This window comes from Pseudooceanicola sp., from assembly GCF_041987405.1.
In the GTDB taxonomy this organism is placed as follows: Bacteria; Pseudomonadota; Alphaproteobacteria; order Rhodobacterales; family Rhodobacteraceae; genus Pseudooceanicola.
The window spans coordinates 62,349-86,182 of the sequence record NZ_JBHIWR010000007.1 but is presented as its reverse complement, the minus strand read 5'-3'; the positions used below and the strand labels follow the sequence as shown (position 1 = coordinate 86,182).

At 66.0% G+C, this 23,834-nt stretch carries 26 protein-coding genes; 13 read left to right on the top strand and 13 right to left on the bottom strand.

Annotation, left to right across the window (positions count from 1 at the left end; all coding sequences use genetic code 11):
• Positions 1-25 precede the first annotated feature (25 nt).
• Positions 26-1,195 (top strand): lytic murein transglycosylase, encoded by a 1,170-nt coding sequence (locus ACFC2Y_RS16475; RefSeq protein WP_375175755.1) that lies wholly within the window; start codon positions 26-28, stop codon positions 1,193-1,195.
• A gap of 299 nt (positions 1,196-1,494) precedes the next feature.
• Here ACFC2Y_RS16475 and ACFC2Y_RS16470 read toward each other — a convergent pair whose 3' ends face one another.
• The gene (locus tag ACFC2Y_RS16470; RefSeq protein ID WP_375175756.1) at positions 1,495-1,674 is read right to left on the bottom strand and encodes a DUF1127 domain-containing protein; all 180 of its coding nucleotides are present in this window, start codon (positions 1,672-1,674) and stop codon (positions 1,495-1,497) included.
• Positions 1,675-1,811: 137 nt separating this feature from the next.
• Here ACFC2Y_RS16470 and ACFC2Y_RS16465 point away from each other — a divergent pair, with 137 nt between their 5' ends.
• Entirely contained in the window at positions 1,812-2,246 is a 435-nt protein-coding gene (locus tag ACFC2Y_RS16465) for an Lrp/AsnC family transcriptional regulator (protein WP_375186458.1), read from the top strand.
• Here the strand turns inward: ACFC2Y_RS16465 and smc are convergent.
• Positions 2,243-5,698 (bottom strand): chromosome segregation protein SMC, encoded by a 3,456-nt coding sequence (gene smc / locus ACFC2Y_RS16460; RefSeq protein ID WP_375175758.1) that lies wholly within the window; start codon positions 5,696-5,698, stop codon positions 2,243-2,245. The two genes, ACFC2Y_RS16465 and smc, sit on opposite strands and share 4 nt — an antisense overlap.
• A gap of 223 nt (positions 5,699-5,921) precedes the next feature.
• Between smc and ACFC2Y_RS16455 the strand changes: the two genes are divergently transcribed.
• Both ACFC2Y_RS16455 and ACFC2Y_RS16450 read left to right on the top strand, forming a co-directional pair.
• Entirely contained in the window at positions 5,922-6,395 is a 474-nt protein-coding gene (locus ACFC2Y_RS16455; RefSeq protein ID WP_375175759.1) for a GNAT family N-acetyltransferase, read from the top strand.
• A gap of 75 nt (positions 6,396-6,470) precedes the next feature.
• Positions 6,471-6,872: a GNAT family N-acetyltransferase gene (locus ACFC2Y_RS16450; protein ID WP_375175844.1), complete on the top strand. Its 402-nt coding sequence runs from the start codon at positions 6,471-6,473 to the stop codon at positions 6,870-6,872.
• A 9-nt stretch (positions 6,873-6,881) separates the two neighbouring features.
• Here the strand turns inward: ACFC2Y_RS16450 and ACFC2Y_RS16445 are convergent, their stop codons facing one another.
• The 6 genes from ACFC2Y_RS16445 to ACFC2Y_RS16420 form a co-directional block, all read right to left on the bottom strand.
• Entirely contained in the window at positions 6,882-7,259 is a 378-nt protein-coding gene (locus ACFC2Y_RS16445; RefSeq protein WP_375175760.1) for a hypothetical protein, read from the bottom strand.
• A 192-nt stretch (positions 7,260-7,451) separates the two neighbouring features.
• The gene (locus ACFC2Y_RS16440) at positions 7,452-8,009 is read right to left on the bottom strand and encodes a F0F1 ATP synthase subunit B (RefSeq protein ID WP_375175761.1); all 558 of its coding nucleotides are present in this window, start codon (positions 8,007-8,009) and stop codon (positions 7,452-7,454) included.
• Between the two features lie 3 nt (positions 8,010-8,012).
• A complete protein-coding gene (locus tag ACFC2Y_RS16435) occupies positions 8,013-8,555 on the bottom strand; it encodes a F0F1 ATP synthase subunit B' (RefSeq protein ID WP_375175762.1) in 543 nt (180 codons plus the stop codon).
• A gap of 143 nt (positions 8,556-8,698) precedes the next feature.
• Positions 8,699-8,923: a F0F1 ATP synthase subunit C gene (locus ACFC2Y_RS16430; protein WP_093114590.1), complete on the bottom strand. Its 225-nt coding sequence runs from the start codon at positions 8,921-8,923 to the stop codon at positions 8,699-8,701.
• 46 nt (positions 8,924-8,969) lie between these two features.
• A complete protein-coding gene (locus tag ACFC2Y_RS16425; RefSeq protein WP_375175763.1) occupies positions 8,970-9,734 on the bottom strand; it encodes a F0F1 ATP synthase subunit A in 765 nt (254 codons plus the stop codon).
• Positions 9,724-10,068 carry an AtpZ/AtpI family protein gene (locus ACFC2Y_RS16420; protein ID WP_375175764.1) on the bottom strand — a complete coding sequence of 115 codons (345 nt, stop codon included), beginning with the start codon at positions 10,066-10,068 and terminating at the stop codon, positions 9,724-9,726. Before ACFC2Y_RS16420 ends, ACFC2Y_RS16425 begins: the two co-directional genes overlap by 11 nt.
• A 273-nt stretch (positions 10,069-10,341) precedes the next feature.
• Here ACFC2Y_RS16420 and ACFC2Y_RS16415 point away from each other — a divergent pair, with 273 nt between their 5' ends.
• The gene (locus ACFC2Y_RS16415) at positions 10,342-10,674 is read left to right on the top strand and encodes an ArsR/SmtB family transcription factor (RefSeq protein ID WP_375175765.1); all 333 of its coding nucleotides are present in this window, start codon (positions 10,342-10,344) and stop codon (positions 10,672-10,674) included.
• On the opposite strand, the gene ACFC2Y_RS16410 is transcribed toward ACFC2Y_RS16415, so the two are convergent.
• From ACFC2Y_RS16410 to ACFC2Y_RS16400, 3 genes are all read right to left on the bottom strand, one after another.
• Positions 10,662-11,555, bottom strand: coding sequence for a DMT family transporter (locus ACFC2Y_RS16410; RefSeq protein ID WP_375175766.1), 894 nt, complete (start codon positions 11,553-11,555; stop codon positions 10,662-10,664). The genes ACFC2Y_RS16415 and ACFC2Y_RS16410 overlap by 13 nt on opposite strands.
• Positions 11,552-12,433 carry a LysR family transcriptional regulator gene (locus ACFC2Y_RS16405; RefSeq protein WP_375175767.1) on the bottom strand — a complete coding sequence of 294 codons (882 nt, stop codon included), beginning with the start codon at positions 12,431-12,433 and terminating at the stop codon, positions 11,552-11,554. The genes ACFC2Y_RS16410 and ACFC2Y_RS16405 overlap by 4 nt, the downstream gene beginning before the upstream one ends.
• A 71-nt stretch (positions 12,434-12,504) precedes the next feature.
• The gene (locus ACFC2Y_RS16400; protein ID WP_375175768.1) at positions 12,505-12,933 is read right to left on the bottom strand and encodes an NUDIX domain-containing protein; all 429 of its coding nucleotides are present in this window, start codon (positions 12,931-12,933) and stop codon (positions 12,505-12,507) included.
• Between the two features lie 55 nt (positions 12,934-12,988).
• On the opposite strand from ACFC2Y_RS16400, the gene ACFC2Y_RS16395 reads away from it, so the two are divergent.
• The 6 genes from ACFC2Y_RS16395 (at position 12,989) to ccoS (ending at position 19,835) form a co-directional block, all read left to right on the top strand.
• Complete coding sequence (locus ACFC2Y_RS16395; protein WP_375175769.1) at positions 12,989-14,254, top strand: DNA polymerase IV; 1,266 nt, start codon at positions 12,989-12,991, stop codon at positions 14,252-14,254.
• A 231-nt stretch (positions 14,255-14,485) separates the two neighbouring features.
• The gene (locus ACFC2Y_RS16390; RefSeq protein ID WP_375175770.1) at positions 14,486-15,376 is read left to right on the top strand and encodes a LysR family transcriptional regulator; all 891 of its coding nucleotides are present in this window, start codon (positions 14,486-14,488) and stop codon (positions 15,374-15,376) included.
• A gap of 98 nt (positions 15,377-15,474) precedes the next feature.
• Positions 15,475-17,016: a cytochrome c oxidase accessory protein CcoG gene (locus tag ACFC2Y_RS16385; protein WP_375175771.1), complete on the top strand. Its 1,542-nt coding sequence runs from the start codon at positions 15,475-15,477 to the stop codon at positions 17,014-17,016.
• On the top strand, positions 17,016-17,495 hold the full coding sequence (locus ACFC2Y_RS16380) for a FixH family protein (protein ID WP_375175772.1): 480 nt from the start codon (positions 17,016-17,018) through the stop codon (positions 17,493-17,495). The genes ACFC2Y_RS16385 and ACFC2Y_RS16380 overlap by 1 nt, the downstream gene beginning before the upstream one ends.
• Position 17,496: 1 nt before the next feature.
• Positions 17,497-19,674, top strand: coding sequence for a heavy metal translocating P-type ATPase (locus ACFC2Y_RS16375; protein WP_375175773.1), 2,178 nt, complete (start codon positions 17,497-17,499; stop codon positions 19,672-19,674).
• Between the two features lie 2 nt (positions 19,675-19,676).
• Positions 19,677-19,835: a cbb3-type cytochrome oxidase assembly protein CcoS gene (gene ccoS, locus ACFC2Y_RS16370; protein ID WP_375175774.1), complete on the top strand. Its 159-nt coding sequence runs from the start codon at positions 19,677-19,679 to the stop codon at positions 19,833-19,835.
• 69 nt (positions 19,836-19,904) lie between these two features.
• Here the strand turns inward: ccoS and ACFC2Y_RS16365 are convergent, their stop codons facing one another.
• The gene (locus ACFC2Y_RS16365) at positions 19,905-21,272 is read right to left on the bottom strand and encodes a D-alanyl-D-alanine carboxypeptidase family protein (protein ID WP_375175845.1); all 1,368 of its coding nucleotides are present in this window, start codon (positions 21,270-21,272) and stop codon (positions 19,905-19,907) included.
• A 360-nt stretch (positions 21,273-21,632) separates the two neighbouring features.
• Complete coding sequence (locus ACFC2Y_RS16360) at positions 21,633-22,334, bottom strand: HAD family hydrolase (RefSeq protein ID WP_375175775.1); 702 nt, start codon at positions 22,332-22,334, stop codon at positions 21,633-21,635.
• Between the two features lie 115 nt (positions 22,335-22,449).
• Here ACFC2Y_RS16360 and clpS point away from each other — a divergent pair, with 115 nt between their 5' ends.
• On the top strand, positions 22,450-22,809 hold the full coding sequence (gene clpS / locus ACFC2Y_RS16355; RefSeq protein ID WP_375175776.1) for an ATP-dependent Clp protease adapter ClpS: 360 nt from the start codon (positions 22,450-22,452) through the stop codon (positions 22,807-22,809).
• A gap of 7 nt (positions 22,810-22,816) precedes the next feature.
• Positions 22,817-23,830, top strand: a complete 1,014-nt coding sequence (locus ACFC2Y_RS16350) for a class I SAM-dependent methyltransferase (RefSeq protein WP_375175777.1) — start codon at positions 22,817-22,819, stop codon at positions 23,828-23,830.
• Positions 23,831-23,834 lie beyond the last annotated feature (4 nt).

Below are 23,834 nucleotides of genomic sequence, written 5' to 3'. Positions count from 1 at the left end.
CGCCCAGACCAGCATGAGGATCCCGATGCTCCGTTCCCTGTTTGCCCTTCTCGTCATGGCCCTGACAGCCAGCCCCGCGCTCTCCGCCTGCGGCGGCAGCTTCGGCAGTTTTGTCGCGGACCTGAAAGCCGAAGCCGTGTCAAAGGGACATGCGCCCGCCACCGTGGACCGGTTCTTCGCCGGGGTCCGTCAGGATGGCGCGGTCCTCAAGGCCGACCGGGCACAGGGGGTCTTTCAACTGGATTTCACCACTTTCGCCCGCCGCCTGATCTCGCAGCACCGGATCAACGCGGGCGTGTCCAACGGCAAGAAATACGACAGCGTCTTCGACCGGATCGAGCAGGAGTACGGGGTGTCGCGCGGCGTGCTCCTCGCCTTCTGGGCCTTCGAGACGGATTACGGCGCTTTCCAGGGCGATTTCAATACGCTGAACGCCCTGACCACCCTGGCGCATGACTGCCGTCGGCCTGAGATTTTCCGCCCACAGGTCTTCGCCGCGCTGGAGCTGTATGAAAACGGCGATTTCGACCCCGCCCGCACGACCGGCGCCTGGGCCGGGGAAATCGGCATGGTCCAGATGCTGCCCCGCGACATCATCGAGAACGGCGTCGACGGCGACGGCGACGGGCACGTGCAGCTCAAGACCTCCGCGCCTGACGCGCTGATGTCCGGGGCCAAGATGCTCAGCCACCTCGGCTGGCGCGCGGGCGAGCCGTGGCTGCAGGAAGTCCGCGTCCCGGCCGAAATGGACTGGTCCAAGACAGGCATCGGCACCACACTGACCCCGCAGCAATGGCAGGCCATGGGCGTCCAGCCGCGTTCGGGCCAATGGGAGGCAAACCTGCCCGCCTCCGTCATCATTCCGCAGGGGCGCAAGGGGCCGGCCTTCCTCGCCTACCCGAATTTCAACGTCTATTTCGAGTGGAACCAGAGCTTTACCTACGTCCTCACCGCCGCCTATTTCGCCACCCGCCTGACCGGCGCGCCGGTTTTCGACGCGGGCAATCCCGATCCGGGCCTCTCGGGCCAGCAGATGAAGGAGCTGCAGCGCAAGCTGGCGGCGCGTGGCTATGACGTGGGCGATGTGGACGGCATCCTGGGCGCAAAATCGCGGGAGGCCGTGCGGCAGGTGCAGCAGGAACTTGGCTTGCCCGCGGATGCCTGGCCGACCGCGGCGCTTCTTAACCGTCTTTGAGCGCGCTTCTTTACCGGGTGTTAGGGGCTGTGGTATAAAACGACTTATCGATAATTGCTGATCTTTCAGATCATCTCCAAAAGGCCCGGCAGAGGTGCTACTCTGCCGGGCCACTCCGTCTCAGCCTATCGGCCGATCCAGAGGCGGAGGGCCGCCAGGATCAATGTTCCGATCCCGATGGCGACCATCCATCTTCGATAATTACCTTCTTTCAGTGAAATCACCTCCTTACGTCGCGAAGTGTCGCGACGGGGCGAGGCTATGTCGACTTGGTTAATCGGGTGTTGAAATCGCGGGACTCAGCGGCGGCGGCCGTCCCGGGTCAAACCGATGTCGTCCAGCAGATAGTCCGGCAACCGGCGCAACGCCGCTGCATCGCGTTTCAGGCGGCGATGTTCCCGCATTGCGGCCAGCAAGAGCCGCAGGAGGGAGGGGCGGCCGGGTCGACCGGCGGTCTGGATCAGGCGAATGGTGAACATGGCGAGCTCCTGTCATTGCCTGCCCAATCTGCCGCGAAAATCTGCGCCCGGATCGCAATCTGTCGCGCAATATGATAGTGCTCCGCAAATTGACCCGCCAATACGCAATTCTTCCGCACCAAATGCGAGACCCCCTCATGGACCTCGACTCCTTCGACCACCAGATCCTCGACCTCATGCAGCAGGACGCCCGCCGCACCGGAACGGAGCTGGCCGAGGCCGTCGGCCTCTCCGCCGCCGCCTGCCTGCGCCGCCTGCAACGCCTGCGCAGGATCGGGGCCATCGAACGGGAGGTTGCCGTCCTCTCCGACGCGGTCACCGGCCAGCGCGTCACCCTGATCGTGACCCTGCCGCTCAACCGTGGCCGCCCCGACATGCGGGCGCGGTTTCGCGAGTATTTCGGCAAGCTGCCGGAGGTGAAGCACCTCTACCATGTCACCGGCGGGGCCGATCTGGTCCTGATCCTCGAATGCCGCGCGATGGAGGATTACGCCGATTTCGCCGAACGCCATTTCCGGCTGGAGGAAATCGCAGGATACGAGACCAATGTCGTCCTGCAGACGCTGATCTAGGCGACCAGCGCCTCGGCCTTCTTGAGGTCGACCGAGACCAGCTGCGACACGCCCTTTTCCTGCATCGTCACACCGAACAGCCGGTCCATCCGCGCCATGGTCACCGCGTGGTGCGTGATGATCAGGAACCGGGTGTCGGCGCGGCGGACCATCTCGTCCAGCATGTCGCAGAAGCGGGTGACATTGGCATCGTCCAGCGGCGCGTCGACCTCATCCAGCACGCAGATCGGCGCGGGATTGGTCAGAAAGACCGCAAAGATGAGGGCCATGGCGGTCAGCGTCTGTTCCCCGCCCGACAGCAGCGACAGGACCGACAGCTTCTTGCCCGGCGGCTGGCACATGATCTCCAGCCCGGCTTCCAGCGGATCGTCGCTTTCCACCAGAACAAGGTTGGCCTCGCCGCCACCGAACAGATGCCGGAACAGCATCCCGAAGTTGCGGTTCACCTGCGTGAAGGCCTGCAGCAGCCGGTCGCGCCCCTCGCGGTTCAGCCCGGCGATGCCGCCGCGCAGGGTGGCGATCGCCTCCGTCAGGTCGTCCTTGTCGCGGACCAGGTTCAGATGCTCGGTCGAGATGTCCTTGGCATCCTCTTCCGCCCGCAGGTTCACCGCGCCAAGCGCGTCGCGCTGACGACGCAGCCGGTTCAGGTCGTTCTCGATCGCGTCGGAGGAGGGCATGTTCTCCACATCCGCGGCGAGGCTCTCCAGCAGCTGCTTCGGGGTCATCTCCTGCTCTTCGGCGATCCGCTCTGCGGCGCGGCTGACCGTCTCCCGCGCCGCATCCGCCTTGGCTTCGACCCGCGCCCGCGCCTCGCGCGCTTCGGAGGCGGCGCGTTCCGCATCGCGTTCTGCCGTCACCGCCTCGCGCAGCGCGGTTTCCGCCAGGGCCAGCACATCCGCCGCCTTGGCCCGGCGCGCCTCCGCCTTGGCGATGGCATCGTCCAACTCCGCCCGCTTTTCCGCCAACTCCGCCGGGACGGATCGGGCGGTCTTCAGCTCCGCCTCACTCTCGGCGCGGCGCGTGTCCAGTTCGGCGATCCGCTTGTCCGCCGTCTCCAGCCGCAGCCGCCAGCCGCTGATTTCCTTGACCACCTCCTGGCTGCGCCGCACCCGGGCCTCGCCCTCGCGGCGCAACTCGTCATGCGCGGCACGCCGCGACATCATGGTCACGCGGGAGGCCTCCACCGCCATCTTCACATCGTCCACCGCCCCCCGGGCCGTGGCCAGATCGGGCAGGTCCGCGACGGCCTTCTCCGCCTCCTTCAACTGGGCGGAGGCCGACAGGGTTTCTTCCTCGAACCGGCTGACCGACAGGCCCAGGTTGTCCAGCCGCGTTTCCGCCATGGAGTGATCGGATTCCGCGCGGTTAAGCCGCCGGGCGGCCTCGGCCACCAGACCATCCGCCTGACGGCGCGCTTCGCGGGCGCGGCGGTCGGCATCGCTCAGATCGGCCAGCCGCTTCGACAGCGCCTCATGCGCCGCGCGGGCCCCGTCGGCCTGGGCCGAAACCCGCTCCAGCTCCTGCTTGAGCTCCTCCAGTCGGTTCAACTGCTGCAACCGCAAGGCCGCGGCGGAGGGTGCATCTTCGGCCCAGGCGCGATAGCCGTCCCATCTCCAGAGGTCGCCCTCGATCGACACCAGTCGCTGACCGGGGCGCAGAAGCGGCTGCAGGCGTGCCGCCTCCTCCGCGTCGATCAGGCCGATCTGGCCGATCCGGCGGCGCAGCACATCGGGCACGGTCACCACCTCGGCCAGGGACATCACCCCGGAGGGCAGGCCCGGCGCATCGGCATAGTCCGGCAGAGCGACCCAGCCCGAGGGTCCGTCGCCCTCCACCACGGGCGCGCGCAGGTCGTCCGCCAGCGCCGCGCCGAGCGCCTTTTCATAGCCGGGCGCGACGCGTACGACATCCAGCACCTGCCCGCTTTCCGCCGCCTCGCGCTGCACCAGCCGGGCCAGCGCCGTCGTCTCCGCGCTCAGCGCATTGACCTCACCCTCGGCGGAGGAGCGCGCCGCGCGGGCATCCGCCTCGCGCGTTTGCGCCTCGGCCCGGGCGGTTTCGGTCGCGGTCAAGGTTTCTTCCGCGTTCTGCGCCGTCCGCTGCGCGGTCTTCAGATCGGCCTCCGCCTGACCCCGTTCCGTATCCGAAGACGCCAGCACCTTGCGCGCCTCCGCCACGGCCACGCGGGCCTTTTCCGCCTCCGACTCCGCCCGCGCGCGATTGCGCAGGCTGTCATCCAGCAGCCGCTGCGCCGACTGATGCCGGGCCGCCAAACGGGCCACATCCTCGGTCAGCTGTGACAGGTCGCCTTCGCGTTCGGTCAGCACTGCCGCCGCCTGCCGCGCCTGTTCAGCGAGGTCGGCCAGCGCCCCCTCGTGCCCCTCGCCCGCCTTGGCCAGCTCGCGGCTTTCCCATTCCAGCCGCTCGATCGTCTCGCCCGCGTCGCGGTTCAGGCCCTGTTCCCGTTCGCGGTCCTTCGACAGTTGGTCGATCCGGGCAGTCAGGGTGGCAATCGCCTCCTCCGCGCGCCTCTCTTCTTCGGCCAGCGCGTCGCGCTGCACCGACAACCGTTGCAGGATCGCCCCGGCGACCGCCTCCTCCTCGCGCAGGGGGGGCAGTGCCTCTTCGGCCGTGCCGCGCGCCTTGGCGGCCTGAACCGCCGCCTGCTCCGCCTGGGCCGCCGCCGTTACCCGGCCGCGCAACTCCTCCAGCGCCGCCGAACGCGCCTCGTCCGCCTCGCGCCAGCGCCGATAGAGCAGCATCCCCTCGGCCCGCCGCAACTCCGCCCCGATGGAGCGGTAGCGCTGCGCCTGCCGGGCCTGCCGTTCCAGCGTTGCGAGTTGCTGCGCCAGCGTCTCGATCACGTCATCGACCCGGGCGAGGTTCTGTTCCGCCGCCTTCAGCTTCAGCTCCGCCTCGTGGCGCCGCTGGTACAGGCCGGAAATCCCCGCCGCCTCCTCCAGCACCCGCCGCCGCGCCTTGGGCTTGGCGTTGATCAATTCGGCGATCTGTCCCTGCCGGACCAGCGCGGGCGACTGCGCCCCGGTGGAGGCATCGGCAAAGAGCATCTGCACATCCCGCGCGCGCACGTCCTTGCCATTCGCCTTGTAGGCCGAGCCGACGTCGCGGGTGATCCGGCGCACGATCTCGATCTGGTCCTGATCGTTGAAACCAGCGGGGGCCAGACGTTCCGAATTGTCCAGATGCAGGCCCACCTCAGCAAAGTTCCGCGCCGGGCGCGAGGCGGCACCGGCAAAGATCACGTCCTCCATCCCGCCACCGCGCATCGCGGTCGGGCGGCTTTCGCCCATGACCCATCTCAGCGCCTCCAGCAGATTGGATTTGCCACAGCCGTTCGGTCCCACCACGCCGGTCAACCCGTCATGGATCAGCAGCTCCGTCGGATCGACGAAGCTCTTGAAGCCGGTCAGTCTGAGTTTCGAGAAGCGCAAGACAAGGGTCCGGGATGATTCCGCCTATCACGACATGCTGGGCCGTGCCCGGGATTGAGTCAACGGAATACCCCCTTATATCGCGGCATCCCGCCACTTACCCACAAGATATCGACACCCGGCATAGATATCCCGGGAATCCGCCCCTGCAGACCCGCGCTTGCCTTGACCCTCCCTCGTTCCGGCAGGACACTCGCGCACCACCGCCCGAAAGACCCAGAACATGATCATTGTCGAACCCTCCTCCCCCCTGACGCCCGGCGCCTCCGCCCTGCTGGATGCGAGCCAGTCGCTGATGCGCAGGCTCTTCTCGCCGGAGGAGAACCATTTCCTGTCGCATGACGCCCTGGCGCAGCCCGACGTCCGTTTCTTCATCGCGCGCATCGGCGAGGAGATCCTGGGCTGTGCGGCGCTGAAGCTCTGTGAGGGCTATGGCGAGGTGAAGAGTTTCTTCGTCACCGACGCCGCCCGGGGGCGCGGCATCGGCGGCGCCCTGTTGCGCCAGATCGAGGATCAGGCGCGCGACGAGGGGCTGACTTGCCTGCGACTGGAAACCGCCGACAAGCTGGGCGCGGCCATCCGGCTGTATGAGGGTGCGGGATATGCCCGCCGCGACCCCTTTGGCAGCTATGAGGAGAATGGCACCTCGGTCTTCATGGAAAAGACCCTGCCCGACCTCGCCACCCCCGCGGCCTGAGGCCATCCCTTGGACAACTTCACCCCCCGCCGCCTCACCCCCGACGCGCCGGAGATCGCGGCCACCCATGCCCTGATGACCCGCGCCTTCGCCTATATGGAAGGGCGGATCGACCCTCCCTCCTCCCTCACCCGCCTGACGGTTGAGAGGCTGGGGGAAGAAGCGGCGGAGAAGGAACTCTGGATCATCCCCGGTCCGCTGGCCTGTGTGCTGCTGACACCCGCGTCGGATCACCTCTATATCGGGAAACTCGCCGTTGACGAGGCGGCGCGGGGACAGGGCCTTGCCCGCCGGATGATTGACCTTGCGGCCATGCGCGCCCGGGCCCTTGGGCTGCCACAGTTGCAACTGCAGACCCGGGTCGAGCTGACCGAAAATCAGGCCACCTTCACCCACCTCGGCTTTCGCGAAACCGGGCGCACCGCGCACCTCGGCTATGACAGACCGACCAGCGTGACCTACCAGCGCGACCTCTAGCCACCCCGGTTACGTGCAGTGCCGCACCACCGGCACGCGCAGTCCGCGCCGTCCGGCCAGCACGGCATCCACCTCGCAGGCGCGCCCTTGCCCCTTTCCGCAGGACAGCCGCGCCACCAGCACCGCCGCATCCCCGGCAATACGCGTGACCCGGCAACCGCTGGCCTGCTGCATCGCCACGGCCGCCCGCCCGGCCAGAGGGCCGATCCGTGGGGCAAACTGGCGGTTGGTGCGGACGGCCTGCGCCATGCCGCCCTTGACGTGGACGGTGAAGGCCGAGCCGTCGATCACATGGCGGCTGACCTCCGCCCCGCGAAACCCCGGGGTCGGCGCATCGCAGGCGGCCAGCATGAACAGGAGAAGCGGAGCAAACCGAAGCGTCATCATCCCCCGAGCTTCCGCAATCAGGGTTAATGTTTCGTTAGCGCCCGGCGACACGGGAATGCTGATCATTCGGCCCCATTGGCAGCGTGACAATCAGCCAAGGCGAAGCGCTGCCCTCAGAACGGGTACGGCGCCCCAAAACGAAAACGGCCCGGAGATCACTCCGGGCCGTTCACGTCTCTAGGTCGCGAAAGCTCAGTGCAGCTTCTGCTCGACCGTCGCGATGGAGTCGTCGATCATCTTGTTGGCGTCGGCCGCCTTCATCTGCGCGGCGATCACTTCGCGCGCGGCATCAATGGCAATCGCGACGGCGCGGTTCTTGACCTCTTTCACGGCAGAGGCTTCGGCAGAGGCGATCTGATCCTCGGCTGCCGCCAGACGGCGCGCAATGGAGGCTTCGAGATCGAGCTTGGCCTGCTTGGCCGCGTCGGAGGCTTCGGACTTCGCGGTTTCCACGATCCGGTCGGCCTGCGCCTGCACGTCCTTTTGCTTGCGCTCGTAGGAGGCAAGCAGCGCCTGCGCCTCTTCCCGCAGCGACTTGGCTTCGTCCAGTTCGGATTTGATCTGATCGGCCCGCTTGTCCAGCATTCCGCCCAGCATCTTCGGCACGCCGAAGTAGAAGAGCACGGCGATGAACAGCAGGAAGGCCAGAAGGACGATGAAGTCCGTGTTGTGCAGCGAAAAGAACGGTCCCGAGGCGGCGACGGCCGGGGAGGCCGCGACACTGGCTGCGAGGGTGGCAAGAATACGCATCGGTCAGCCTTTCATCCGGGTGGACACGGCCTTTTCGACCGCTTTTGCATCGGCGGTGAAGCCCAGGCTCGACACCACGGCGGCGGCGGCGTCCTTGGCGACGACCTCGATATTCTCCAGCGCGTTGGCGCGGATTTCCGCGATGGCCTTTTCGCCCTCGGCGGCCTTCGCAGCAATCTCGGCGTCCGCCTTTGCGGTGGCTTTGTCCAGGTCTGCCTGAATCTCGGCGCGGGTTTCGGCGACGATCCGGTTCGCTTCGACGCGGGCATCGGCCAGGGCCTTGTCATAGGCGGCCTCGGCTTCGCTTGCCTTGCGCTTCAGGTCTTCGGCAGCGGCGATGTCATTGGTGATCGTCCCCGCCCGTTCGGCCAGAACCGCGGAAATCCGCGGCAGCGCGACACGGCTGAGGATAAGGTAGATCACGACCAGCGTGACAATCAGCCAGAAGATCTGGTTGCCCCAGGTCGAGAAGTCGAGCTGCGGCATGCCCGGCGCGGACGCGGCTTCGGCAGCGTGCCCGGCAGCTTCTGTGGTTGCGGTGGCCATGTCGTCCTCCGTGGGAACGTCGGTTTAATTCGGTCGGTCTTTCCCGAGGGTCAGGACCTGTCCCAGGGTCTGGGGGCCGGTCCGGGGCCTCGCAATGGGCGGAGCCGCAGCTCCGCCCCTGCGTAAGGATGCGCGTCAGAGTATCAGACGGCGAACATCAGCAGCAGAGCGACCAGGAACGAGAAGATCCCGAGCGCTTCTGCAAAGGCGATGCCGATGAAGAGGGTGGCCGTCTGCGATGCAGCGGCGGAGGGGTTGCGCAGTGCGCCGGACAGGAAGTTGCCAGCCACGTTGCCCACACCGATTGCGGCTGCGCCGGAACCGATTGCTGCGAGGCCTGCGCCGATGTGTGCGAGATCGCCTTCCATGATGTATCTCCTTACGATTGGAAGTTTCGATTTGGGGGTTCGAACCTTAGTGGCCCGGATGCAGCGCATCCTTCAGGTACACACAGGTCAGAATGGTGAACACGTAGGCCTGGATGAAGGCCACGAGAACTTCGAGACCGTACATCGCGGTGATCGCGACAACGGACACCGGGCTGATCACGGCGATGGCGGCAAAGCCCGCGAACACCTTGATCACCGCGTGGCCGGCCATGACGTTACCCGCAAGACGGATGGAGTGGCTGACCGGACGGACGAAGTAGGAAATCAGTTCGATGATGGCCAGGATCGGGCGCAGCGCCAGCGGAGCGGACGAGACCCAGAAGAGACCGAGGAACTTGGAGCCGTTCTTGATAAAGCCGTAGATCGTCACCGTCAGGAAGACCGCCAGCGCCAGCACCACCGTCACCGCGAAATGGGACGTCGTGGTGAAGGACATCGGGATCAGACCAAGGAAGTTGGCGAAGACGATGAACATGAACAGCGTCATGACATAGGGGAAGAAGCCCACGGCATCCTTGCCTGCCACATCCTCGACCATCTTGTAGACGAAGCCATAGGCCAGCTCGGCGATCGACTGACCCTTCGACGGGATCGTCGCCCGGCGCGAGGTGGCCAGGACCATCAAGCCGAAGATCGCGACAATCGCAAGGGCCATCCACAGCGTCACATTGGTGATCGTGTACCAGTGGATCTCGTCCCCGCCGAACAGCGGTTTGACGATGAACTGGTCCATCGGGTGGAAGACAAGACCACCCTCTTCGCCCTGTGCTGCTGCCGTTTCAGTCGCCATCTCGGTCCCCTTCGCGATCCGCCGGGGCGTCCCCGGCCGCATCATTCCCGCCGAACTCTTTGGCGCTGCGCATCATCGTCTTGATGCCCGCCGCCAGGCCCAGCAATGTAAACACCAGCATCAGGAACGGTGTGGTGCCGAACAGCGTGTCCAGCCCGTATCCCATGCCGAAGCCGATCCCCAGACCGGCCACAAGCTCGATCACCATGCGCCAGGCGAGGTTCGCCGCCGAATAGTGCTCGTCCCCGCGGGGTTTCGGTGCCTGGGCCTGTTTGGCCGCTGCGATCCGCTGTTCGAGCTCGGCCATCTGCCGCTTCGGATCGGGATCGGACACCTGTTCCCCCTTGGAAAAGTTGAGGCTTTGCTAAGTGGACGGGCGGATTTAGTCAAGGCGAGTCATCGCCGCGGCCCGCACAGGACAAGTTGTTGTTTAACTGAGTATTTTTTGAAAGATGAAGAGGGGAGCCTCGCGCCTCCGCCCGAGGGTGGCGCCATGAGGAGGGGCTGAGGCATATTCAACTTGGCGGTTGAATCTGCCGCGCGGACCACCTTCACACCCTTAACCATCCGGTTGACCGTTCCGCCCGGGCCTGCGCAGATATGCGCCATGGCAGACCACCTCGACACCGTATTCGCAGCCCTCGCCGACCCGACCCGTCGGGCGATCCTGTCGATGCTGCTGGAGGATGACATGGCGGTCACCGATGTGGCCGAGCCTTTCGAGATGTCGCTGGCGGCGATTTCCAAACATCTGACGATCCTCAGCAGGGCCGGACTGATCAGCCAGGAGAAGCGCGGGCGGGTCAAATGGTGCAAGCTGGAGCCCGACGCCCTGAGGCAGGCCTCGGTCTGGATGCAGGGGTTCGGACAGTTCGAGCCGGTGAACCTGGATGCCTTCGAGCGGTTCCTGGAGGTGGAGCTGCGCGATCAGGAGGGCTGACCCCGGTCGGCCCGCAGCAGCATCAGCAGCGACAGCACCGTCAACGCCACCCCGAAGAGCACCGCCACCGGCGGCAGACCGTTGCCCCAGGCGGCCTCCCACAGGATGACCCAGCTTGGCACGAGGTAGGTATAGGCCATCACCTTGGCCGAGGGCAGGCGCAGCGCCGCATATTGCATAAGCACGAAGGTCATCGCCGAGGCGAAGATCGCCACGTAGAGGATCGTCACCCAGACGATCCCCGGCAGCGCCAGCCAGTCGGTCGCCAGGATATCCCCCGCCCCGTAGAGACCGACCGTGATACAGGCGGCGCAGAGCATGCCGAAGGTGAAGACCACCGGCGGCTCGCCCCGGTTCAGGGTCGGCACCAGCGGCGTGTAGAGCGCATGCGCCACGCAGCCCCAGAAATAGATCCACTCGCCCCGCCCGATCTCGAACTGCAGCAGCGCCGCCATATCGGCGCGGAAAATCACCCAGACCGCGCCGGTCGCCCCGACGGTCAGTGCCAGGGCCATCCACCTGGTGGTCACCTGGCGCAGCAGCAGCCAGCCAAAGCCCGCCGCCATGACCGGAACAAGGGTGAAGACGGCGGAGGCGGAGACGGGATCGGCCGTCTTGAGCCCCTCGAACATCAGGACGAAGTAGGTGCCGAAGACACCGCCCAGCACGAAATAGCGCCAGGGCGCGCGAAAGGCGCTGCCGGAGATCCCGGTGGTGAGCAGCGCGGCCACCCCGACGATCACCGCCGCGATCAGGAAGCGGACGGTGTTGAGCGCGGCAGGCGCAATATGCGGCGCCGCCAGCACGCCGAGAGAGAAGGACCCGGCGACGAGGCAGGAGAACAGCAGCATCGCCAGATGGCCGCGCATCTCGCGGTTCATTCGTCGTCCCGGTAATGCTTGGTGTGCTCCTTCAGGTAGCGCAGGAAGGTCTGCACCTTGTTCGTCCGGTGCAGGTCCATATGGGTGACCAGCCACAACCGGCTGTCCCAGTCCTCCAGCGGCGGCTGCACCTCGACAAGGTCATGTGTCTCGCATTCATAGGTGCGCAGGAACCCCAGGCCGACCCCGCTGAAGATCGCCTGCCGCATCGCCAGCGGATCGCCGGACCGGAAGACCACCTGGCGTTCGGGTATCATCTCGCGCATCCAGCGCATGTAGGGTGCGCGGCTCGCCACGTCGTCCGCGCCGACGAACCGGTGCCCCTCCAGGTTTCCGGGGATCTCCGGCATGCCGTGCCGGTCGATATAGCTTTGGCTGCCGTAGATTGCGAACTGCAGCTTGAGGAAGGGCTGCACCACATTGTCCGGCTGGCTCGGCGGGCTGCCGGCGCGGATGGCGACATGCGCCTCGCCATATTCCAGACGGAACAGCCGCGCCGAGGTCAGGTAGCGCAGGATCACGTCCGGATGATCCTCCTGGAACTTCGTCAGGACCGGCATCATCAGATCGGCCAGCCCGTCGATCGTCGTCACCACCAATTCGCCCGACACATCGTTGCCGCGTCCCTTGATCCGCCCCGCCAGCTGGCTGAACTGATCGTCGGTCGCCTGGGCCACGCGCAGCAGATCCTGCCCCGCTTCGGTCGCGGTGTAGCCTCGGGCGTGGCGCTGGAACAGCTTGACCCCCAGACGGCCCTCCAGCGCGTCGATGTGACGGATCACCGTGGCATGGTGAACGCCCAGCACCTCCGCCGCGCCGGAGACGGTGCCCAGGCGGGCGACCTGAAAAGCGGTGCGGATTTCATCCCAATTATCCATGATCTCTGCGCGTTGAGGAACTTTGCCACGCCAAGGAAGCGGTTTTTGTGCACAAACGCAAGAGGCGTGACTTACCGGTCGTCGCTGCGGATCACCAGGTAATCGGCCAGGCGGTCGGCGAAATGCGGGATCGCGCGGGGGTGGTTGATATACTCGTAGGGCGGCATGAGCTCCCACCCCTGCCCTTCGCGGCCCAGAGTGATGTTCCGGACGACGTCCGGCCCGAACTCCGCCGCGAAGAAGACCGACAACCCATTCGGTCCCGGCACCTGCACCCGCCAGACCAGATCAGAGGCCGAGAGGCACAGGCCGATCTCCTCGAAGGTTTCGCGCAGCACGCAGATTTCGGGGCTTTCGTCGCCCTCGCGCCCGCCGCCGGGGAAGTCGAAGTGATCGGGCCATGGGATATCCGGCCGGTCATCCCGCCGGATCACCAGGAGTTTTCCGCCGATCAGCAGGATCAGCTTTGCGCCACCGAAGGAGATGTGGTCTGTCGCCATGGCACCCTCTATACTCACCCCGCGTCGGCTTGACGACGCCCCCGGGGAATGACCGATGGACGCTCTTTGCCGCGATTGCCTTGAGGCCTTCGAAACCAGGCCCGGCCGCCCCCTGCGATGCCCGGCCTGCCGCAGCCCGCGCTGCATCGCGCATGCCGAACTGTTCAGCCTGACCATCGCCCATATGGACTGCGACGCCTTCTATGCCTCTGTTGAAAAGAGGGACAACCCCGAATTAGCAACCAAGCCGGTGATCATCGGTGGCGGCAAACGCGGCGTCGTCTCCACCGCCTGCTATATCGCGCGGATCAAGGGGGTCCGCTCGGCCATGCCGATGTTCCAGGCACTGAAGCTCTGCCCCGAGGCGGTGGTGATCAAACCCCGGATGTCCGCCTATGTCGAAGCCTCCAAGGCGATCCGCGCGATGATGGAGGAGATGACGCCCGGTATCGAACCGCTGTCGCTGGACGAGGCCTTTCTCGATCTGTCGGGCACGGCCCGGCTGCACGGCCATCCGCCCGCCTACATGCTGGCCCGGCTGGTGCGGCGGATGAAGAGGGAGCTGGGGCTGACCGGCTCCATCGGGCTGTCGCACAACAAGTTTCTGGCCAAGGTCGCCTCCGATCTGGACAAGCCACACGGGTTTGCGGTGATCGGCGCGGCGGAGACGGCGGCGTTCCTGAAGGACAAGCCGGTGCGCATGATCTGGGGCGTCGGCGCGGCGACACAGGCCTCGCTGGAGAAGGCCGGCATCCGCACTTTCACTGATCTGCTGAGATGGGACCGCACCGACCTGACCGCGCGTTTCGGCAGCATGGGCGACCGGCTGTGGCACCTGGCCCGGGGGCAGGACCGTCGCCGGGTCTCGGCCAATGCGCCGATGAAATCCATCTCCAACGAAACGACATTCTTCGAGGATACCGGCGATGCCGATCTGCTGGACGGCCATCTCTGGCGGCTGGCGGAGAAGGTGGCGGACCGCGCCAAGGCCAGGGGGCTGGCGGGGCGGGTCGTGACGCTGAAGTTGAAACGTGCGGATTTCACCCAGATCAGCCGCCGGGTGTCCCTGCGCGACCCCGCGCAGCTGGCCGACATTATCTATCGGACTGCGCGGGGTCTGTTCGATGCAGTCGGGGACGAGGGTCCCTATCGACTGATCGGGGTCGGCATCGCGGACCTCCTGCCCGAGACAAACGGGGCCATCACGGGCGATCTGCTCGATCCGGATGCCACGCGCCGGGGACAGGCCGAACGCGCCACGGATGAGATCCGCAAACGGTTCGGCCCTGACGCGATTCTGAAGGGACGGGCCCTGCGTTAGAATGCCTTCGACGCGTCGATCCAGAGGCGGGACGGGCGCCACCGGCGCGATGTCTTTTCGATCGGACGGATCTTGCGATCATTGAGACCGGTCGCAGTCATGAAAGTATTTGCGTAGATTCCAAGCATGATAACCTCCTGACTTGGCGTTTCCTGATGCAACCTGCATGGACCTTGGCGGCCAGAAAGGCTAATCAGGAATTCAAGCCATATGTAAGCTGAGGTTACACGGATGGAGTGGAACACACTGCCGCCCCTGACCGCGCTGCGGGCCTTTGCGGCCTATGCCGATACCGGCGCCATGGCCGAGGCCGGCGCGCGGCTGAATGTCTCGCACGCGGCAATCAGTCAGCAAATCAGGGCCTTGGAGGATCATCTGGGCCTGACGCTGCTGGATCGGCAGCGCGGGGCCGGCGCGCTGACACCGGACGGGCGCGCCCTGGCCGATGCGGCGCTTGGCGGGTTCGCGGATATTGCCGATCTCTGCGCCGAACTGACGGGGCGCAATGCAGACCGGCCCGTGCAGATATCGACGACCCCCTCCTTCGCCGCAGCCTGGCTGATGCCGCGACTCGCCACCTTTCGCGCACGGCACCCGCAGATATCCCTGATGATCGACCCTTCGCCAGAACTGCGCAGCCTGCAACCCGGCGGCATGGACATGGCCGTGCGCTATGGCACCGGCAAATGGCAGGGCCTCGACGCGCAGCTGGTGGTCGAGACACCGATCGTGATCGCCGCCGCGCCGTCCCTGATTGGCGACCAGGACTACTTCACCCCCGCGGAGCTGACGAAATTCCACTGGCTGCAGGAGCTTGGCACCAACGAGGCCTCGGAATACCTGGCCCGCTTCGGGGCGGTCCTCGACAAGGCGCGGGGGCTGACATCGCTGCCCGGGAACCTGATGATCGAAGCCGCCCGGGCCGGTCAGGGGATCATGGTCTCCGCCGGGTCCTTCGTTGCGGCGGATGTCGCGGCGGGCCGGTTGCGCATCCTCTTCGAAGACGACCGCAAGAAGGGGTATTTCCTGATCCACAGGCCCGGCACCCTGCGGCCCACGGCGCGCGCTCTCTACCAATGGATCCTGTCGGAGGCGAAGACTGACCTGCCCCCGAAAAAATGATAAGCCAAAAATGTCGCATTTGATGCAGGTCAAAGTTACGGAAACCTCTCCCTGCGAGAAGCATTCCAAAATAGCTATGCAAACGGGAGCCTGTCCCCTTGTCCGCCACCGACCAACAGCCCGAAAGTCTCTACGCCGCGCGCGAACCCATTTTTCCCAAGCGGGTCAAGGGGCGGTTCCGGTCGTTCAAATGGCTGATCATGGTCGTCACGCTCGGCATCTACTATCTGACACCCTGGCTTAGATGGGACCGCGGACCGAATCTGCCGGATCAGGCGGTGCTGGTCGATCTGGCCAACCGGCGCTTTTTCTTCATGTGGATCGAGATCTGGCCGCATGAGTTCTATTTTGTCGCAGGCCTGCTGGTCATGGCGGGGCTGGGCCTGTTCCTCTTCACCTCGGCCCTGGGCCGGGTCTGGTGCGGCTATACCTGCCCGCAGACCGTCTGGACCGACCTCTTCATCTTGGTCGAACGCTGGATCGAGGGCGACCGCAACGCCCGCATCCGCCTGCAACGGCAGAAGAAATGGGATCTGCGCAAGGCGCGGCTGCGGCTGACCAAATGGGTCACCTGGCTGCTGATCGCCGTCGCGACCGGCGGGGCCTGGGTCTTCTATTTCGCCGATGCGCCGACCCTGTTGTGGGATCTGGTCACGCTGAACGCGCACCCCGTCGCCTATACGACGATCCTGATCCTGACGCTGACGACCTTCATCTTCGGCGGCTTCGCCCGGGAACAGATCTGCATCTACGCCTGCCCCTGGCCCCGCATCCAGGCCGCCATGATGGACGAGGAAACCATCACCGTCGCCTACCGCGAATGGCGGGGCGAGCCGCGCGGCAAGGGCAAACGGCGCGCGGTTGCTGCCGAGACGGCCGAAGCCACCAGCTATGCCGCCGGGGAAAAACACGGCGGCACCTCCCCCAAGATCCCCATGCCCGGCATGCCCTCCGGCGTTGGCAAGCCGCCCGTGCAGGAGCTGGGCGATTGCATCGACTGCAACGCCTGCGTCAACGTCTGCCCCATGGGCATCGACATCCGCGACGGGCAGCAGATGGCCTGCATCACCTGCGCGCTCTGCATCGACGCCTGTGACGAGATCATGGACAAGATCGGCAAGCCGCGCGGGTTGATCGACTACATGGCCCTGACAGACGAGGAACGCGAACGCGCCGGGGCTGCGCCGCGCAATATCTGGAAACACATCCTGCGCCCCCGCACGATCATGTATACCGCGCTCTGGTCGCTGGTCGGCATCGGGCTGGTCTTTGCCCTCTTCATCCGGCCCGACCTCGACATGACCGTCGCCCCGGTCCGCAACCCGACCTTCGTCACCCTGTCTGACGGGTCGATCCGCAACACCTACGATATCCGCCTGCGCAACAAGCATGGCGAGGAACGGCCCTTCCGCCTGTCGGTCAAGGGCGACCTCGCGCTCAACATCTCGGTCGAAGGGTCCCCATATCCGACCGTGACAGTGCCCGCCGACTCGGCCAGTCTGCAAAGGGTCTACGTCACCGCCCCGCGCGGCTCCGCCCCGGCAGAGGCGGAACGGACCGAGTTCCGCTTCTGGGTCGAGGATATCAGCAACGGCGACCGCGCCTACAAGGACAGCGTCTTCAACGGGAGAGCAAACTGATGACTGACCCAAACATTGAAACGGGCACCGGCTTCCGCCTCAAGGGCTGGCATGTCCTGGCCGGTTTCGTCGGGGCCTTCGGGATCATCATCGCGGTGAACCTGGTCATGGCGACCCAGGCCATCCGCACCTTCCCCGGGCTGGAAGTCAAGAATTCCTACGTCGCCAGCCAGGAGTTCAACACCCGCCTGCAGGCGCAGGAGGCTCTGGGCTGGGATATCTACGCCGACTGGCGCGACGGCATGGTGCATTTGTCGATTACCGATGACAGCGGCCCGGTCCGGGTCAAACACCTGCAGGCCATCGTCGGACGCGCCACCCAGAAGGCCGACGACGTCGAACCCGTCTTCGCCTTCAACGGCACCACCTACGAGGCCCCCGTGGAGCTGGGCCCCGGCAACTGGAACATCCGCATGACGGCCATCGCCGAGGACGGCACCGAATTCATCCAGCGCGTGATCCTGCACGTCAAAAGCTGAGATGACGACCGCCACCATATCCGCCTGCCCGGCCTGCAACGCCGCCCCCTCTGCCGAGGCGCTGGCGGAGCGAGGCGCGCTCAGGGACGTCAAGCTGACCCTGTCGCTGCCGACGATCCATTGTTCCGCCTGCATCTCGACGGTGGAGCGGACGCTCAACGCCCACCCGGGCGTCACGGGCGCGCGGGTGAACCTGACGCTGAAACGGGCGCAGGTGGAGGTGGACGCCGTCGTCTCGGCAGAGGAGTTGATCGCCGCGCTGAAAACCGTTGGATATGAGGCGCATGAGCTGGACCCCGGCAGCGCCGCGGTGACGGCGACCGACAAGGCCGGGCGCGATCTGCTGATGCGGCTGGCGGTGGCGGGCTTTGCCTCGATGAACGTGATGCTTCTGTCGGTCTCGGTCTGGTCCGGGGCGGAAGATGCGACCCGCGACCTCTTCCACTGGATATCGGCCTTCATCACCCTGCCAACCATCGCCTTTTCCGGCCAGCCCTTCTTCCGCAACGCCTGGGCCGCGCTCTCGGCCCGCCGGTTGAACATGGATGTGCCGATCGTGCTGGCGATCCTGCTGGCGCTGGCGACCTCGCTCTGGGAGACCATGCTGTCGGGCGAACATGCCTATTTCGACGCGGCGCTCACCCTGACCTTCTTCCTGCTCGCGGGCCGCTATCTGGACCACCGCACCCGCGCCATCGCCCGATCGGCGGCGGAGGAACTGACCGCCCTCGAAGTGCCCCGCGCGTGGAAGATCGTGGACGGCGAAGAGGTGCAGGCCCAGGTGTCGGACCTTGTCATCGGCGATCTGATCCGCGTCCGTCCCGGCGCCCGAATGCCGGTGGACGGCGAGATCGTGGACGGGACCTCGGAACTGGACCGTTCGCTTCTGACCGGCGAAACCCTGCCCGTCCCCGCCAGCCCCGGCACCGCCGTCAGCGCGGGGGAGGTCAACCTGACCGGCCCCCTGACCCTGCGCGCCACCGCCGTCGGACAGGACACCTCGCTTCACCGCATGGCCGATCTGGTCGCCATCGCCGAAAGCGGGCGCTCGCGTTACACCTCCCTCGCCGACAGTGCCGCGAAACTCTACGCACCCGGCGTGCATATCCTCTCGGCCTTCGCCTTCCTCGGGTGGTATCTCTACACCTTCGACATGCGCACCGCGCTCAACATTGCGGCGGCGGTTCTCATCATCACCTGCCCTTGCGCCCTGGGTCTTGCCGTGCCCGCCGTGACCACCGCCGCCTCTGGTCGGCTGTTCAAACGCGGCATGCTGGTGAAACACGAAACCGCGCTGGAACGACTGTCCAAGGTGGACACGGTCGTCTTCGACAAGACCGGCACCCTGACCACCGGCACGCCGACCGCAACCAATATCGACACCCATGACGAGGCCACCCTGGCCCTGACGCTCGCCCTGGCCGAAGGATCGTCGCACCCGCTCTCGCAGGCCCTTGCCACCGCGATCCGGGCGCGCGGCGTCGCGCCCGCCGCCATCGCCGACCTGACCGAGGTGCCCGGTTACGGCACCGAGGCGCATCTGAACGGCCAGCGCATCCGCCTCGGCCGGGCCAACTGGGTCGGCGCGCCCGAGGGCAACGGCACCTCCGCATGGCTCAGCGCGGAAGGCGAGGCGCCGCGGCTCTTCACCTTCGAGGACAGCCTGCGCGCCGGCGCGGAAGAGGCCGTCGCCGGTCTAAAAGCCGCCGGTCATAGGGTCATCCTGATCTCCGGCGATACGGAAAGCGCCGTGTCCACACTGGCGGACCGCCTGGGGATCGAGGACTGGACCGCCAGCGCCCTGCCCGGCGACAAGGCCACGCGCGTCGCCACCCTGCAGGAGGAGGGCGCGACGGTCCTCATGGTCGGGGACGGGTTGAACGATACCGCCGCGCTGAGTGCCGCCAATGTCTCCATCTCCCCCGCCTCCGCCCTGGATGCCGCGCGGGTTGCCTCCGACATCGTGCTGCTCGGCACCGATCTGTCGCCCATCCCCGAGGCCCTTGTCACCGCCGACCGTGCCACCCGGCGCATCCGAGAGAACTTTCGCATCGCCACGCTCTACAACGTGATCGCCGTGCCGCTGGCGGTGGCCGGGCTGGCCACGCCACTGATCGCCGCGCTGGCCATGTCGACCTCCTCCATCACCGTTTCTCTGAACGCATTGCGCCTGAGGTAACCATGGACGTCCTTGTCTGGCTCATCCCGATTTCCCTGATCCTTGGCGGCATCGGCCTTGCCGGGTTCATCTACACGCTGAAGTCGAACCAGTATGACGACCCCGAAGGCGATGCCCGCCGGATCCTGTCGGACGAATACGACGACCACCCGAAACGCTGACCCCGCTCGCAACGAAAAGAGCCGCCGGATCGCCCCCGGCGGCTCTTTCGATTTGGTCCATCTCTCAGGTCAGCTCGGCCCGATCATGAAACAGGTCTGGTTGCGGGCCTGCAGCCTGCGGCAGGCCAGGTCCGCCGTTTCACGTTCCATCCCCAGGAAATTCGCATCGAATCCCGTCGGGCGACGCACGACCTTGCGCAGCGCCCCGTCCAGCGTTCCGGTTTCCTTGAGTGCGGTCTGGAGCAGGATGCGTTCCGCCGCGTTATGCGATTTGTAGCGCCCGATATTGATGCCCCAGTGACGCCCGCCCGAGGTCGAGACCCGGGTGACGACCCGCGGCTCCGCAGGCTCCGGTTCGGGCTCCGCCCCCAGCACCTTCTGGAACAGGCCGACCGGACGCGCCACAGGCGTCACGAGGCTGGTTGCGGCCGAGGCGGTCTTGATCTCCGCCGGGGCGGCCGCCGGTTCTGCCGCGGCTGTCGTCACGCTCTCCGGCATCAGGCTCGCCTTCTGGGCCACGTCGGCCACCACCTGGTCGATCACATCCGCCATGGCCACCGCCACCGGCGCCGCCTCGCTGCCCGGACGCGCCAGGGGCCGCAGGCTGCGTTTCACGGCGGTGTTCAGTCGGATGACCTTGCCCGCCGTGCGGGTCGCGCCATCGGCATGCTTTACTGTTTCCACAGCGGCATAGACCGGTGCGGAGGGCGCCTTGAGCGGCGCGCTCGACGGCGCGCGCTTGAAGCCCAGATCCAGCAGTTCCGCCACCTTGGCATTGCGCGAGGCCGAGGACCGGCCGCCGAAGACCGTCGCGATCACCCGCTCCTGCCCACGTTCGGCGGAGGCGACGAGGTTGAACCCGGCCGCGCGGGTATAGCCCGTCTTGATCCCGTCCGCGCCACGATAGCTGGCCAGAAGGCGGCGGTTGGTGTTCAGCACCGTCTTCATCCCCGCATCGGTCTGCGTGCGGGAGAAGAGGTTGTAATACTGCGGATAGTCATACAGCAGATGCCGCCCCAGGATCGACATGTCCCGCGCGGTCGACAGATGCCCGCTTTCCGTCAGGCCATGTGCGTTCTTGAAAGTCGTCCGCGTCATGCCAAGCGCCTTGGCCGTGCGGTTCATCCGACGCGCGAACTTCGCCTCGCTGCCCTCGATGGCCTCGCCGATCGCGGTGGCGGCGTCATTGGCGGACTTCACGGCGGAGGCCCGGATCAGATAGCGCAGCTTGATCTTCTGTCCCGCGACGAGGCCCAGTTTCGACGGCGGTTCGGCCGAGGCGTTCTTGGAGATGCGCACCGGCGTATCCAGCGTGATCTCACCGTTCTTGATCGCCTCGAAGGCGATATAGAGGGTCATCATCTTGGTCAGCGAAGCCGGATGCAGACGTGTATCCGCATTGGTCGAATGCAGAACCTCACCGGTTCGCGCGTCCATCACATAGGCCGCATAGGGCGCCGCCTCCACAGATCGAAGACCCGGCCCGCCCAGAACCAGCGCAATTGCCCAGAAAAAAAGAAATACGAGTGCCCGCCCACGGGTCGGCTTTTGCCGCTCCATCTTGCCTCTCACTACTGCCTCTGGTCGCTGATTTTTCAGCTAACCTTATTTTGATTGCGATCAGGCTAACACAGACTGACCCCTTCGTGAAACACCTAATTCACAAGGATTTCACGCGAGGCGCACAATTTGGCCAGGTCATCGCGAAACCCGCCCATTCGCAGGCGTCGAACAAGCCCATCAAGGCGGGATCGGTGCAAAAAGCGCGCGTTTTGGGCATCTGCCCCTGCCCGGACTTCAGCCGATCGCCTCAAGAACAGGCGCCAGGCCGGACAGATCGGGGATTTCGCGGAAGCGCGGGCTTTCCTGCGGGGCTTCGGCATGTTCCAACGCCCAGCTCAGGCTGCCGGGCAGGAACACGCCCCAGCCTCCGGCCCGGATCATCGGCACGACATCGGATTTCATCGAATTGCCCACCATCAGCCCGCGATCCGCCCCCGCGCCGGGGCGCGCAAAGATCTCCGCATAGACGCGGGGCGTCTTGTCCGACACGATCTCCACGCCGTGAAACAGCTCTCCCAGACCCGATTGCGCCAGCTTGCGTTCCTGATCCAGCAGATCGCCCTTGGTGATCAGCAGCACGCGATGCGTCTCCGCCGCCGCTTCGACCGCCGCCTGCGCATGGGGCATCAGTTCGATCGGGTGCGACAGCATCTCCTGCCCGGCGGCGATCAGCTCTGCAATCACGTCGCCAGGGACCCGGTTGTCGGTCACCTCCAGCGCGGTTTCGATCATCGACAGGACAAAGCCCTTGATTCCGAATCCGTAGTGCCCGATGTTGCGCCGCTCCGCCGCCAGCAGCCGCTCGGCCAGGTGGTCGGGCGCGGCGTGATCGGCCAGCAACTCGGCGAACCGGGCCTGGGTCAGCTGGAAAAACCGCTCGTTGTGCCAGAGAGTGTCATCGGCATCGAAACCGACTGTTGTGAGATTCTGCGCCATTTTCTCCCAGCTTTTCGCCCAAGGCCGCCGCCGACCCCTTCCAACTTTCACAGGTGACGTTATATAGAAGGGCCTATTCCCGAAACCCCCACGACGACGGTCTTGCGGAAACACGATGAGCCTGACGCCGGAAAATTCCCGTCCCCTTGCGACGTCCATTATCCTGTCTTCGGACGATGATGGCGGCACCTCGGTCGTGGTCGACACCAAATCCCGGACAAAACGCCCGCCGCTCTACAAGGTGCTGCTGCTGAACGACGACTACACCCCGATGGAGTTCGTCGTCGCGGTGCTGGAGCGGTTCTTCGGCATGAACCACGCCCAGGCGTTCGAGATCATGCTGACCGTCCACAAGAAGGGCGTGGCCGTCGTTGGTGTCTTCAGTCACGAGATCGCGGAAACCAAGGTGGCACAGGTCATGGATTTCGCCCGTCAGCATCAGCATCCGCTGCAATGCACGATGGAAAAGGAATAGGCGCCCCTTGACCGGGCATCCACGTCTTGACCTGGCGCTCGCCCCCGGCGGGCTGACCCTGCCCGAGGGCCGGATCGCCGTATTCGGCCCGCGCGAAGGGCAATCGCTGGACCCGCTGCCCAGGGACCGGGTCGAGATCATCGCGACCTTTTTCCCCGACCACCAGTATTTCGAGCAACTGGGCTATACCTGCCGCCTCGCCCCCGAAGGCCCCTACGCCGCCGCGCTGGTGATCCTGCCCCGCGCCAAGGCGCTGGCCCGTAGCTGGATCGCCCGCGCCCGCGCCGTGACCTCCGGCCCGGTCATCGTCGATGGCAACAAGGAGGACGGCGTCGAAAGCCTGTTGAAGGACTGCCGCAAGCGCACCCCCGTGCAAGGCCCGATCAACAAGGCCCATGGCAAGCTCTTCTGGATGGAGGGCGGTGAATTCACCGACTGGGAGGCCCGGGCGACCCAGGGCCCCGACGGCCATGTCACCGCGCCCGGCGTCTTCTCCGCCGACGGAATCGACCCAGCCTCCGCCCTGCTGGCCGCCACCCTGCCCGCCACCCTCGGCGCCCATGTGATCGACCTGGGCGCGGGCTGGGGCTATCTGTCGTCGCAGATCGCTCAGAAACCCGGGCTGACCCGCATGGATCTGGTGGAGGCCGAACACACCGCGCTCGACTGTGCCCGCCAGAATGTCACCGCCCCCTGCGCCCGGTTCCACTGGCAGGACGCCACCCGCTGGATGCCGGATACGAAAGCCGACGCCGTGGTCATGAACCCGCCCTTCCACACCGGACGCAAGGCCCAACCCGACCTCGGTCGCGCCTTCATCCGCACCGCCGCCGCCTGCCTGAAACCGCAGGGGGTGCTCTGGATGGTGGCCAACCGGCACCTGCCCTACGAAGCGCAGATCGAGGCCTGTTTCGCAGACCATACAGAGGTCGCCGGAACCGGGGCCTTCAAGGTCCTGCGCGCCAGCGCCCCCCGCACGGCCAAGACGCCTCGCCTCACCCGGCGGGATCGGCTAGGCTGACCGG